Genomic DNA, 13,261 nt, shown 5'->3' on the forward strand with positions numbered 1-13,261 from the left:
TATCAGGATGTGTGGATTTTTTCTGTCTGGCGTGCTATAATCGTCATTGTCCTGGCAATAGTGGGACGTCGCCAAGTGGTAAGGCACTGGGTTTTGGTCCCAGCATTCGCAGGTTCGAATCCTGCCGTCCCAGCCAAGAATTTTTCGCACCTGAGAGGTGTTTTTTATTTGTTAAGTATCAATTCGTTTTATCTCAGTTAAAGCTTTATTATAATACACAATGTCGTCGCCTTCTTCTGGTGTCCGTGCTTCAAATCCCATCTTTTTCCAGAACTCCTTAGCTCCCTCATTGTGATTAAATACTAGCAGAGCAACTTTATTGATGCCTTCTTCGCTTAATGCTTTTAGAGCTGATTCGGCCAATTTTCGGCCAATCCCTTGTCGCTTATATTGCTCGGCAACCGCGGTGTGATAAACATAGCCACGTCGGCCGTCGTGTCCGGCTATAATCGCTCCGGTGATCTCGCTTTCTTCTGCTGCTACAAAACATGTTGTTGGGTTGCGGTCTAAGAATCTGCCAATTCCCTCTTCTGAATCGTCCAGGTTATTTAGGCCCATGCCTGCATTTGACGTCCAAAGCTCATAGACATCGGGATAGTCGGTAGCTGTCATTGATCTGATTTCCATAATTATGTCTCCTCCGGGAAAATATTATAACACTCTACCAGCTAATTTTCGTCTGGTCCACCATTTATGGATTTCGCTGGTGGCAATTGGAATGGTTAGCGCCAACAGGTTAACAACAACGATATGAGCAATGTCAACCTTATGAATGTGTAAGATTTCACCAAGTGGTCCGAATAATACCAAAGCCTGCAGTGTTAGTGACATTGCTATTCCAATATAAAACCCTCGGTTCATTACTTTTAGGCGTGTGAAGACGGAATCTTGGTCGCTGCGAGCATTAAATGCATTTGCCCATTGACTGACCACCAGGGAGATGAATGCCAGAGTTTGTGCGTAATTGTGTCCGTAATGCTTTTCAAAGAATACATAAGTAATCAGGGCTATTGCTGCCATAGTTCCAGCAGCTACAGCCATTCGCCAAACCATAACCTTATCTAAGATTGGTGCGTCGATATTCTTTGGTAGCTGTTTCATAATATTTTTTTCGGCAGGTTCCAGTCCGAGCGGAATTACCATTGACGTGTCGGTAACTAAATTGACCCATAAAATCTGTACAGGCTCTAGGGGTGTTTTAATACCAATTAGCAGCGCGCCTATCATTGTAATCAGCTCACCCGTGTTGGTTGACAGTAGATAAAACAACATTCGCCTTATATTGGCAATAATCGTTCTACCTTCCCGCATAGCATCAATGATCGTCTTGAAATTGTCATCCAAAAGGATTATTGCACCAGCATCTTTCGCGATATGTGATCCTGAACCCATAGCAATTCCCACGTCCGCTCCAGATAAAGCTGGAACGTCATTTACTCCATCCCCAGTCATGGCAGTAATATTATGACGTTTTAAAATTGTTAAAATACGATACTTCTGCTCCGGTATGACGCGTGAAAAAACCTTTGTTTGTTTAATTATCATATCTAATTGGTCATCGGTCATTTTTGACATTTCTCGGCAGTCAAAAACCTCCTCTCGGTTCTCAACCATACCTAGCTTTTTGCCAATTTGATATGCCGTTTCAAAGTGATCTCCAGTGATCATTCGAACCGAAACGCCAGCTGAAATTGCCGATTTTATAGCACGAGAAGCCTCTGGGCGCAAGACGTCAGCCACCGCCACGAGTCCTGTGAATTGTAATTTTTGGTGTGATATTTTAGAAAAGTCGGTCGGTATTTCTGAATTTTCACTAGTCGCCAAGCCTACCACTCGATAGCCTTTTGACGTTAGGTCAGTGATGGATTTTTTGGCAAGTTTTAGATCTGTTGTTGTTAACTTGCAGCGTTTGATAATTTCTTCTGGTGCGCCTTTATAATATATTTTATAGTTCACACCATTGTGCCAGATTGTGGCAGACATTGAGAATTCTTGATTGAACGGTAATTCTGCTGCAGGTAATCCACGTGCCTTTGTGTTATTTTTTCGAGAAAAATTATCTAGTGCGATATCTAACGGGTCATGACTTTTGCTATCGCCGTGATTGACAAAATATGTCATTAATTCTGGAAGATTATTATGTTTTTTAAGAGTCCATGTTTCTTGTACTGTTAATAGGTTTTTAGTGAGAGTTCCGGTTTTATCTGTTGCGATAGTAGTGATTACGCCAATAGTTTCAATTGCACGCATTTGATGAACTAATGCTTTCTTTTTCGCCATTCGTCGCATTCCTAGGACCAGCACTACAGAAATAGCAATTGGTAGACTTTCCGGTACAGCGCTTACTGAAAGTGCAATAACAAACCTTAGACTATCTAGAACGTCCATTCCGCGCAATAAACTTAAACAAAACGCTACAGCACCCACGGCACTAATAATCGTAATAATTCTGGCTATTAGTTTATCAATTTTTTGCTGAACTGGGCTTTTGGTGATTTCTTTTTTGGATAGTGAAGCTAGATTCCCAAATTCTGTTTGATTGCCAATTGCCGTAACTACTCCTGTTGCCATTCCAGATACTACAAATGAGCCTTGGAAAAGCATATTTGTGCGCTCGTAAATTTGTTGCTCGCCGTCTAACTTATCACTATTTTTACTAATTGGAATTGATTCGCCGGTTAATTGAGATTCGTCAATGCGAAGATTTATCGCTTTCATCAATCGAATGTCGGCTGGAACTTTCTCTCCCTCAGATAAATTGACAATATCGCCTGGAACTAGTTTTGAGCTATCGATGGAGATGATTTTTCCAGATCTTAAAACATCGATTTTTTGTGCATCGTGTCGAGACAAGCTCCTAAGTACTCGATCGGTTGAAAATCGTTGCACGTAAAAAATGATAGCGGAAATAACCAATATTATAATTATAATAACAGCGTCGATGATTTCATTGTGAATAATACTAACAATTGCCGCCAACATTAATACTAGCGAAAAAATGTCAGCAAATGGCTCAATGATTTTTCGCCAAAGTGGTTCACTTTGGATCTTGATAACGTTTTCTCCAAATTTCTTCTGGTATTTTTTTACCTCACTTACTGTTAGGCCGTTACCGTGCGACCCTAGCTTCTTCAATGTTTCGTCGATTGATAAATTGTAGAAAAGCATATGCTTATTATATGAAAAAAAGCTCTCACTCGCTAGTGAGAGCTAAACTGTCGTGGTGGACAATTGAGATTAGCTAATATTGATAACCTGTAATTGCTTGGTCACCAAGCCATTTTTCCAGGAAACAGTTTCGGATTTCTTGTGGTTCAGCAAGCTTTTTCCTAGTGGACTATCCACGGAAATTCGCCCGTCCAGAGGGTTTGCTTCCAGACTATGAACTAACGTATAGTGGAAAATTTTTCCCTGCTGATCCATCAAATCCACGACTGAGCCTATAGCGATTTTCAATCGATCGCGTTTCCTTGGCAGCGGCTTGGCGTGGCGCAAAATATCCTTCTTCATAAAGATTTTTGATTGAATATTTTCCAGCTGTGTAATTACATCGTTGCGGCGTAATTTGTCATCACGTGATTTGGCGCGCCCAATTTCCTTCAATTCTAACGTGAGCGCTTTCTCTGAAATCTCTAGCCCAGAAATTTCCTTTTGCAGTTCCTTAAATCCTTTTTTACTTAAAAATGTTGTACTCATACTTCCCCTTTCGGATCGGCAATTTTGCCAATCAACAATCCTATTACAACATCTAATTCTGAAAAATAGCTGAAAATTTACAGAATCGGCAAGGAAATTGTGAAAATGGTTGAGTTTTTTGAGGTGCTAACAGAGATTTGTCCGCCGAGCGCTTTTGTCAATTGTTCCGCTAATGGCAATCCTAATCCGTAGCCTTTTGTGCTTTGGCTACCGCGGAAAAATCGTTCAAAGACGTGTGGCAGAGTTTGTTGTGAAATTGTGCCGTCGTTGATGAAGTTGACGGTAATGTTTTGTTTCGATGGGATAATGTGAATTTTTACCACAGAATTTTTCGGGCTATGTTTCAACGAATTGTCGAGCAAAATCGCGCACAATTCTCGCGTGGCGGTGTGATGAAGCGGAATATTTATGTGTTCTGGGCAATTCATTTGAACTCGCGCTTCGGCTTTCCGTTCGCGAACGAGTTCGGATATCAATTCCGTCAAATTGAAACTTTTATCTTCCAGTGCCAACTTATTTTCCGTCCGTGATAACTCCAGAAGCATCGCCGTAAGTTCGGTCAACTTATTTATTTCCTCCAAATTACTTTCCAAAGTTTCTGTAAGTTCCGTCTTATTCGCCTTCCGATTTTTTAGCGCAAATTCAGTTTCTGCTTTCATAATTGCCAAAGGTGTTCGGAGCTGATGGCTGGCATTGGCAACAAATCGCGATTGAGCTTTGTGGGCGGTTTCTATCGGCCGCAAAGTGATTTTCGCTAATAAATATGAGCACCAACCGCCAGCGAGCAGAACGATAAGATTTATATAGCCCAAACTAATCAAAAGATTCCGAGTTGAATTATCTATTCTCTCTGACAAATTAATTGCAGGAAAATCGCCCTTCCTTTGAACGATAATTTTATGAATTTGCGCATCAACTTCCGAGCGCGCCACCTGAAAAATAATACTGCTAAACAGCAAACTGACGATCATCAAAATCATCAAATACCAGCCCGCCAACTTAATTGTTGCTGAAGTAAAAATTTTCATGATTCAATCCTATAACCGAAGCCGCGCACGGTTTTTATTAATTGTTTTTTGAACGGTTTGTCGATTTTTTGGCGCAGATTTTTTATGTATGCCTCTACATTATTCGGCAAAATATCAGCGTCAAAATCCCAAACATGATCAATCAGCGTTTCTTTACTGAGAGTCTGATTTGGATGTTGCATCAAATATTCCAGCAGCGCATATTCTTTGCTTGTGAGGTCGATAATTTTTCCTGCGCGAGCTACTGTATGTTGTTGTTTGTCAATTTTCAAATCGTCAATTTGCAGAACGTCTGGTTGGCTAATCGGTGGGCGACGAAGTAAAGCTCGCACTCGCGCCAACAATTCATCAATTGCAAAAGGCTTAGTCAAATAATCATCAGCTCCCGCGTCTAGCCCGAGCGTTTTATCTTCGGTCGTGCTCAGCGCCGTTAGAAACAGAATTGGCATATTTTTCCCATTCTCGCGCAATTTTTTAACAATCTCCACGCCTTCTAATCCCGGCAACATTCGATCGACAATCAACAAATCATATGGTTGACTATCCGCCAAATTAAAACCCTCTTCTCCGTTGTACGCCGCATCAACCGCGTATTTCTCGCGCTTCAAAGATTCGGTTATGATCCTTGCAATTTTTCGTTCGTCCTCAATAACCAACAGTCGCATATTTATATTATATCTTTTTTCCCGTGCTAAGTGTTATAATTTTATTTAAAGAAAAGGAGGCGTATGCCAGATAATAAAAAAATGGTTGAGATTCGTCATTTTAAGATGAGTTTTGGTGATAAAACTGTCATTAAAGATCTGAGTTTCGATGTTTTTCGCGGTGAAGTTTTTGGTTTTTTGGGAAGTAATGGCTCGGGAAAAACTACGACGTTGCGCGCACTGCTTGGACTATACCAGCCGACTGCGGGCGATTTATTGATAAACGGCAAGCCATATTCGGTGGAAAGTCAGATTCGCCTTGGATATCTTCCTGAGGAACGCGGTTTGTATAAAAAAGAAAAAGTCTTAGACGTGATGCTTTACTTTGGTCAATTGAAAGGCTTGAGTCGCAAAGAAGCTAAGGATTTCTCTCTGAAGTTTTTGGAGCGTGTCAATTTGAGCGACAAGGCTAATACGCAACTTGATAAATTATCTGGCGGACAGCAGCAGAAAATCCAGCTCGGCGTAACAATTATGGGTGATCCCGAACTGTTGATTATGGACGAGCCGGCCAAAGGATTTGATCCGGTGAATCGCCGTTTGTTAATGAATATAATTGAGGAGCAGCGAAAAGCTGGCGCGACAATTATTTACGTTACACACCAGATGGAGGAAGTTGAAAGATTGTGCGATCGCTTGATTTTATTGAAGGATGGTCAAGCAGCAGCATATGGAACATTGGAAGAAGTGAAAAAACAATTTGGCGGCGCGTCAATGGATGATATTTTCGTCCAAGTTTACGGCGGCGAAGCGAAGGAGTTGAGTGATGAGTAAAATGCATAATTTGGGGACGGTTTTCAAATTTGAAACGCTTAGAACACTGAAGAAACCGACGTTTTGGTTGACGGCCTTGGGATTCCCTTTGTTGATTGGCGTGCTGTATGGCATTATGTTTTGGTCGCAAAGCACGACTATTGAAGCGTCAAAAAATCTGGAAAAGCAAGAATTTTCACTGGAAGTCACGGACGATTCGAAATTGGTAAAGCCAGAATTACTGGCAGCAATTAAAGCTAAAACCGCCAAATCGAAAGAATCTGGAATTGACGACGTAAAAAATAATAAGGTTGATGCGTATATTTATTTTCCAAGGGATTTGAGTAAGCAAAAGGTCGAAGTTTACGGTAAAGATGTTGGGTTATTCCAAAACGGAAAATATGGTGCGGTGGCGCAGAGCTTATTGAGTCAATCAGTAGCAAGCGGCGTCAGCCCAGCACAAGTTGCGATTTTACGTGACAAAGTCCAATTGTCATCAACCACATATCTGGACGGAAAAGAGCATGGCGGCATTAATGAGATGATTGTGCCTGGAATGTTTTTGGCTGTTTTGTTCATTCTCATCAGTATTTTTGGCAATCAAATGCTTATTAGCACTACCGAGGAAAAAGAAAATCGCACGGTGGAAATGCTGCTTACGACCGTTAAAACTGATACTTTAATTACGGGTAAAATTCTGTCTTTGATGGTGTTGGCTTTGATTCAGATTTTGGTAATTGTTTTGCCAGTTTTGGCGGGATATTTGGCATTTGGCTCGAAGCTGCAATTGCCTAATCTAGACTTGAGTGCACTCGTATTTGATCCTGTGAGAATTGGTCTGGCGATCATAATTTTCTCCGCAAGCTTCACTTTATTTACGGGAATGTTGGTGACTTTGGGTGCGATGATGCCGACCGCCAAAGAAGCCAGCCAGTGGTTCGGAATTGTGATTATGTTATTCATTGGTCCATTTTACGGAATCACGGCGTTTGTTTCCTTCCCTGATTATTTCTTCGTTAAGTTCTTGTCGCTATTTCCATTCACTGCGCCGATTCCATTGTTATTACGAAACGCAATAGGCAATTTGCCAATTTGGGAAGCTCTGCTCGGTACGGCAATTTTGGTCGCTACGGCAGTGTTTGTTATGTGGTTATCCGTGCGCGTTTTCCGTTACGGCGCGATGTCTTATGATAGTAAATTATCTCTGTCGGCGTTGCGAACACGCCGAAAAGCTGGTAAAGTTTAATTATGAAAGTACGTATAGAGATAGACACGAAAACATTTGTGCGATTTTGGCTGGTCGTGATGGGCTTTGGTCTGGCTGGTTTGGCAATTTATTCCGCAAAGGACGCGCTGGTTTTACTGGGAATTTCCCTGTTCTTGGCGTTGGCGTTGAATCGTCCGGTTGCGGCAATTGCTAAGAAGCTTCCTGGAAAAAGCCGATTGGGCGGCACGGCGCTGGCGTATACGACGCTGGTTCTGCTTTTGGGTTGTGTGGTCTGGTTTGTTATTCCGCCAATTGTCCAACAATCTGCCAAATTTGTCGAAAGCATTCCGAGTATAATTGACCAAGCAAGTTCACAGTGGCGTGGCGTCAATGATTTTATTGATAAGAACAATTTGCGCCCACAGGTCGATTCGATGATGGAAAACATCAAGCAGCAATCTTCGTCTTGGGCTACGAGCGTCGGCACGAATCTATTGTCCAGCGTTGGCTCTTTGGCGTCATTCTTAGGCTCGCTATTCTTGGTGTTGGTGCTGTCATTCCTGATGCTCCTCGAGGGTCCAACTTGGGTGAAGCGTTTGTGGGGATTATATAACGACGAAGAAAAAATGGAGCGTCATAAGAAGCTGGTTGGCCGAATGTATAACGTGATTACGGGATATGTTTCTGGACAATTGACGGTTTCTGGAATTGATGCGATATTGTCAGGTTTCGTGGTGTTTGTGCTGAGTTTGACATTCCCTGTCATAAATTCCAATTTAGCAATGCTCACCGTTATGGCGACATTTGTGTTGACGCTAATTCCGATGTTTGGCGCAACTATTGCTGGCGCGTTGATATCTCTGCTACTGTTCTTTAATAACATGACAGCTGGTATTATTTACGCAATTTATTTCGTTGTTTATCAGCAAATTGAAAATAACTTTGTTTCTCCTTCTATTCAATCAAAGAAGGTTGAATTGTCCGCCCTAACGGTTTTGGTGGCGGTGACAATTGGCTTGTATGTCGGCGGTCTACTGGGCGGTTTGGTTGCCATTCCAGCCGCTGGCGTCGTGAAGGTTTTACTGGACAATTACTTAGAGCAAGCCAAGTCTAAGCGCGTTGAAAGCGAAAAACCGCTTAATAAATTAGTTAAGAAATTGAAAAACGAAGAGTAATTAACGCAGAGAAAAAATATAGCCCGTTGAATCTAGCGGGCTATTTCCATGTCCAAATGCTGCCGCTTGGCGTATCACGAACGGCAACGCCAGCCTGAAGAAGTTCATCTCGAATTCTGTCGGATTCTTCCCAATTTTTCTCTGCGCGTGCTTGATGCCTCTGGATGATCAATCTCTTCAAATCGTCAGTAATATCAGGCGTAGACTCAGCCAAATCTAGCCCTAAAATCTCGTCGATCTCATCAATAAACTGCACTAAACTCTGTCGATGAATTTTATCAAGCGACGTATGATCCAACTTTGAAAATACTTCATCAATCAATGCTAGTGCGCCTGGAGTATCCAAATCGTCGTTCAATTTCTCGACCAACGCCTGACGTCCCGCTAATAACGAAACCGAATCGTCCTGCTCGTCCTTATCATCGTCATCTTCCAGCGTGTCGTGAGTCTGATGTCTCAGAACCGCGTAATCCCGCCAATGATTCAATCGCGCCTGCGCTGCTTCCAGGATTTCCCAGGTAAAATTTCCCTCCGTTTGATAATGCTTGCTGAGAATCGCCAGCTTAAACGCCATCGGACTAAACCCTCGCGAAATAATATCTTCCAGTGTAATAATATTACCCAGTGATTTGCTCATCTTCCGGCCGTCGACTTTTATGTGATTATTATGTAGCCAAATCTGAGAAAATTGCTTTCCAGTCAGACTTTCACTCTGAGCAATTTCATTCGTGTGATGAACTGGAATATGATCAATTCCGCCCGCGTGAATATCAATAGAATCCCCAAGTGTTTCACGGGCAATTGTCGAACATTCCAGATGCCAGCCAGGAAAACCGACTCCCCACGGACTGTCCCACTCCATATCGCGCTTGGCATTTTTGGGCGAAAATTTCCATACGGCGAAGTCGGTAATATTGCGCTTTCCTTCAACGCTCACTCTGGCGCCAGCTTCCAGGCCCGCCACGTCCAGCCGTGCTAATTTTCCGTAATCCTTCAAAAGCGACGTATCAAAATACATGCCGTCGCCGTCGATTTTATATAAAAATCCTTTTTCGTCCAGTCCTTTTGCGAAGTCAATCTGCTGCTGAATATAATCCGTCGCCCGCACCAAGTAATCTGGTTTTATCAATTTCAGCACGTCGTAAGCCTCGTGATTGGCTATGGAAATATATCTTTCCGCTACGTCCCAAGCAGTCTTCCCCTCACGGCGCGCACCTTTTTCCATTTTGTCCTCGCCGTTATCGTCATCACTTGTCAAATGTCCAACGTCAGTGATGTTTTGCGTTCGAACAACGGGAATATCTTGCCAGCGTAACAATCGCACCAACACGTCCCAGTAAATATAGCCAACCCAGTTGCCGATATGCGGTTGCGAATAAACTGTTAGACCGCAGGTGTAAAACTTGACCGTTTCTTCGTCAAGTGGTTTCAGTTCATCTTTTCGTCTAGTGAGCGTGTTATAGAGTTTTATCATTAGTTCTATTGTACGGCACTCTGGCTGGTTTTTCAAAATTGACATAAAAAACAGCCCCAGTTGGGACTTAATAATTTCAAGGAAAAGTGACAAACAGCTACTAAAACACTGCTAAAGTGCAGCTTGCCACTTTTTCTGAAGACTACTCTTCGTTTTCAACCTCCAGGTTGAAGCAAGCGTTCTTGAGATCTTCAAGCTTATTCCTCAGAGGGAGAGGAATAAGATATCTCACAGACAGGAGGGATGCGATATCCCCAATCAGAAAGGCGAGGTCTAGCACATCACCTTCGTCATCCTGGATCTCCTTGAGTGTAGTGCTCATGGAGTCCAGGATAAACCTGAGGGCGTATGTGGAGATCTTCGAGAAGACTTCTCGGATTGTTGCCTCTGTACGCCATCCTTGCTCTGAGCCATTCGCGAAGTCGGGAATAGCAGTGTTTAGGAACTCCATGGCTTCTGACACTTGTTGCGTGTTAGGAGTGTAGTTTGCCTGTAGCATATTTGCTGCAGACAAAATTGTGAAGAGCGAACCTTGAATATCGTATAAGATATTGTTGGTCTCGTTCCTTGTATAAAGTTCGCCAATGATCTGCGTCATCTCGACGGCAAGAGCAAAGCCCTCGTCGTCGAGCTTTACATGAAAAGCTCCTCGATGTCCACGTGAGGGGGTGTAAAATACCCCCTGTACGTAGTTGTCTCCGAGAACCAGCGCATCCTGATCCTGCATGGTCCCTTTCCTATCTTCTCGCCCCCATGGAGGGCTAAGTGGCAATTTACCACAAAGCGAGATTCCACTCCTCTTTGAAATTTTACAAAAGGAATAGAAACTCGCCTTGTGTGTAGCTGTTTGTCAAAGTACGCTTTCGGATAATAATTTACTCAACTTATCAACGAAAGCTGATATTATTTATATCACTAATAGAATAAAATGTCAATACTATTCTGCTTCTGGTAGAGCCTTATCCGTCGCTGTAACTAATTCTCGGACGATTTCATCATAGCTTTCATATACGCGGAATCCTGCCGCATACGGATGACCGCCACCGCCAAAATATCCAGCTACGGTGTCGGCGATTGGCAAATTACCTCTTAAGCGCGCAGTTAATTTGCCGTCAGGGTAAGTTTTAATAACGCAACTAAGCGCCACGCCTTCAACCAGCCGCAGTTCGTCGCCAATCAACGCTCCAGGGTTATAGGCGTCGCTGTAGATTTGGATTTCCTCAAATGGCACATGCACCAGTGCCAATTGTCCGTCTAATAAATATTCGATTCGCTCGATTAATTTTCCCTTGTACGCCAAAATTTCTGGCGATTTCTTCATAAATTCGCGTCGTCGTTCTTCAATTTCCGCGTTGGAAGCGCCCAGCTCTGTGAGTTCTCCCGCCGTATGAAAAGTCTGAGCCGTAGTGTTTTGTGTAGTAAGCCCCAGGCTATCGCTCATAATAGCTATCAATAAATCTTCAGCCGCCTGAGGATTTATCTTCCAGTCGGAATGCTTGAACAGTTTATACAGCAATTCCCCGGTCGCCACGACGGTTTCTGATAACATAATATGATCAAAGCTAAGTGTCGATTCGGCTGTGTGATGATCGATAACCAGAGTCGGGTGCGTTTTCAAGAAATGTCGCGCTCCAGGAGTTTCTAATACCTTGCTGAGAAGCACATCCGCGCTTGTATCGACAATTATCGCGGCGTCGGCTTGAAACGGAAAGTCGTTCTGTACTCGATCCCAACCGCGAATATAATGAAGATATTTCGGTATATCTACTGGACAATATAAAGTAACAGTCTTCCCTAGGTCGCTTAGGACTTCTTCCAGCGCCAAGCTTGAGCCCAGGCTGTCGCCGTCGGGATTTTCGGCTTGAATAATAACTATATTGTTTGCGGATTGAATGAATTGTTTAGCTGTATCTAGCATATTATTTATTATAACAAATGATTTTTACTCTAATATGATATACATTGTTTTTAATTACATAAGTGGTATAATATGTTATGGACTATTAAAAGTACTGCGCAATCGAAAAAACATAAACATTTTTATAAATTATTATTGACAAAATATAAAGATTGTGCTAGTATGAGGACATAAAGCCTGAAGATAGGGCTGGAAAAGAGGAGTTTTTATGAACAAATTTAAGAAAATCGGTATCGCTATCTCTCTGGGATTTGCTATGCTCGGTGGAATCTGGTTGGCATCACCTTCACAGGCTGCCGGCTGTAACAGTTTTAACGTTGTATACTGTGGTACACATTCTATGTCAGAATTGCAAACAGCATACAGTCGTACAGAAATTAAAGAACTATATAAACAGTGGTATATTACTGATACTATGGTTCAAGGTGGCTCAAATATGCGTGAAGGTGTAGTTGATGCCAATGGTAATATTACAGTTGACGGTCGTGTTGTAGCTACAAATGCTATAACAGTACAGTCTAAAGCTGGTACTCGTCAGCCTCAGCCACAACGTAGCTACAAGACATCAAACGGATATTCATACTATCAGTACACAACAGGTCAGAGCTTTGTTGACGGACCTAAGAGCTACAAGATGTATGCATGGTTTGATAATAGTGGTTCATTCATCACTGGTGTGATTAAAGACTGTGGTAACCCAGTTTGGGGTAATCCAACAACACCTCCAGCAAAGCCTGTTCTAACATGTGACGCTTTGCAGGTAACTGAAATTTCTCGTAACACCTTTAAGTTCAGCGTTAAGGCAACTGCCAAGGGTGGCGCATCTATCACCAGCTACACATACAACTTCGGTGATAACAACATCAAGACAACTAACTCATCAGAAATTCAATACACTTACGCAAAAGAAGGCAACTACAAAGTTACTGTAACTGTCAACGGTAAAGAAACTGGTGAAGTTAAGCGACAGAGTGAAGGCTGTACAAAGACTATAGTTGTCAAACCAGAGCCAAAAATGATCGTTTGTGTAATTGAAGAAGGTGGCAAGAAGTACACTAAGGAGATTAAGAAGGAAGAGTTTAACGAAAAGATTCACAAGACTAACTTGGACGAATGTAAGGAAACTCCTACTCCTACACCAAACACCCCTTCAACACCAACACCTAGCCCAGAATTGCCAAAGACTGGTGCAAGTGACGTGATCATGTCAGCACTAGGCCTAGGTGGACTAACTACAGCTACTATCGCTTACATCGCTAGCCGCCGCCAAATGTAATAAGCTAAGCTAGCAACGAAATACCCGCTG

At 42.5% G+C, this 13,261-nt stretch carries 12 protein-coding genes and 1 tRNA gene; 5 read left to right on the forward strand and 8 right to left on the reverse strand.

Annotation, left to right across the window (positions count from 1 at the left end; all coding sequences use genetic code 11):
* Nucleotides 1-61: 61 nt before the first annotated feature.
* Nucleotides 62-136: transfer RNA gene (locus LR957_RS01230), tRNA-Gln, on the forward strand.
* 35 nt (nucleotides 137-171) lie between these two features.
* On the opposite strand, the gene LR957_RS01235 is transcribed toward LR957_RS01230, so the two are convergent.
* The 5 genes from LR957_RS01235 to LR957_RS01255 all read right to left on the reverse strand — a co-directional run bounded on the left by LR957_RS01235 (nucleotide 172) and on the right by LR957_RS01255 (nucleotide 5,389).
* Nucleotides 172-627, reverse strand: a complete 456-nt coding sequence (locus LR957_RS01235) for a GNAT family N-acetyltransferase (RefSeq protein ID WP_129743723.1) — start codon at nucleotides 625-627, stop codon at nucleotides 172-174.
* A gap of 24 nt (nucleotides 628-651) precedes the next feature.
* Complete coding sequence (locus LR957_RS01240; RefSeq protein WP_232273177.1) at nucleotides 652-3,168, reverse strand: cation-translocating P-type ATPase; 2,517 nt, start codon at nucleotides 3,166-3,168, stop codon at nucleotides 652-654.
* A gap of 69 nt (nucleotides 3,169-3,237) precedes the next feature.
* The gene (locus LR957_RS01245) at nucleotides 3,238-3,696 is read right to left on the reverse strand and encodes a GreA/GreB family elongation factor (RefSeq protein WP_232273178.1); all 459 of its coding nucleotides are present in this window, start codon (nucleotides 3,694-3,696) and stop codon (nucleotides 3,238-3,240) included.
* Nucleotides 3,697-3,773: 77 nt separating this feature from the next.
* Nucleotides 3,774-4,724, reverse strand: coding sequence for a sensor histidine kinase (locus tag LR957_RS01250; RefSeq protein ID WP_232273179.1), 951 nt, complete (start codon nucleotides 4,722-4,724; stop codon nucleotides 3,774-3,776).
* Nucleotides 4,721-5,389, reverse strand: coding sequence for a response regulator transcription factor (locus LR957_RS01255; RefSeq protein WP_232273180.1), 669 nt, complete (start codon nucleotides 5,387-5,389; stop codon nucleotides 4,721-4,723). Before LR957_RS01255 ends, LR957_RS01250 begins: the two co-directional genes overlap by 4 nt.
* A 63-nt stretch (nucleotides 5,390-5,452) precedes the next feature.
* Between LR957_RS01255 and LR957_RS01260 the strand changes: the two genes are divergently transcribed.
* The 3 genes from LR957_RS01260 to LR957_RS01270 are packed head-to-tail and all read left to right on the forward strand — an operon-like array spanning nucleotide 5,453 to nucleotide 8,563.
* Entirely contained in the window at nucleotides 5,453-6,202 is a 750-nt protein-coding gene (locus tag LR957_RS01260) for an ABC transporter ATP-binding protein (RefSeq protein ID WP_232273181.1), read from the forward strand.
* A complete protein-coding gene (locus LR957_RS01265) occupies nucleotides 6,195-7,427 on the forward strand; it encodes an ABC transporter permease (protein WP_232273182.1) in 1,233 nt (410 codons plus the stop codon). Before LR957_RS01260 ends, LR957_RS01265 begins: the two co-directional genes overlap by 8 nt.
* Before the next feature lie 2 nt (nucleotides 7,428-7,429).
* A complete protein-coding gene (locus LR957_RS01270; protein WP_232273183.1) occupies nucleotides 7,430-8,563 on the forward strand; it encodes an AI-2E family transporter in 1,134 nt (377 codons plus the stop codon).
* Nucleotides 8,564-8,603: 40 nt separating this feature from the next.
* Here LR957_RS01270 and cysS read toward each other — a convergent pair whose 3' ends face one another.
* From cysS to LR957_RS01285, 3 genes are all read right to left on the reverse strand, one after another.
* Nucleotides 8,604-10,037: a cysteine--tRNA ligase gene (cysS, locus tag LR957_RS01275; protein ID WP_232273184.1), complete on the reverse strand. Its 1,434-nt coding sequence runs from the start codon at nucleotides 10,035-10,037 to the stop codon at nucleotides 8,604-8,606.
* Between the two features lie 142 nt (nucleotides 10,038-10,179).
* The gene (locus LR957_RS01280; protein WP_232273185.1) at nucleotides 10,180-10,764 is read right to left on the reverse strand and encodes a hypothetical protein; all 585 of its coding nucleotides are present in this window, start codon (nucleotides 10,762-10,764) and stop codon (nucleotides 10,180-10,182) included.
* A 210-nt stretch (nucleotides 10,765-10,974) separates the two neighbouring features.
* Nucleotides 10,975-11,955 (reverse strand): DHH family phosphoesterase, encoded by a 981-nt coding sequence (locus LR957_RS01285; RefSeq protein WP_232273186.1) that lies wholly within the window; start codon nucleotides 11,953-11,955, stop codon nucleotides 10,975-10,977.
* Between the two features lie 208 nt (nucleotides 11,956-12,163).
* On the opposite strand from LR957_RS01285, the gene LR957_RS01290 reads away from it, so the two are divergent.
* Nucleotides 12,164-13,231 carry a PKD domain-containing protein gene (locus tag LR957_RS01290; protein ID WP_232273187.1) on the forward strand — a complete coding sequence of 356 codons (1,068 nt, stop codon included), beginning with the start codon at nucleotides 12,164-12,166 and terminating at the stop codon, nucleotides 13,229-13,231.
* The last annotated feature ends 30 nt before the right edge of the window (nucleotides 13,232-13,261 follow it).

Source organism: Candidatus Nanosynbacter sp. HMT-352 (genome assembly GCF_021222645.1).
Classification (GTDB): Bacteria; Patescibacteriota; Saccharimonadia; order Saccharimonadales; family Saccharimonadaceae; genus Nanosynbacter.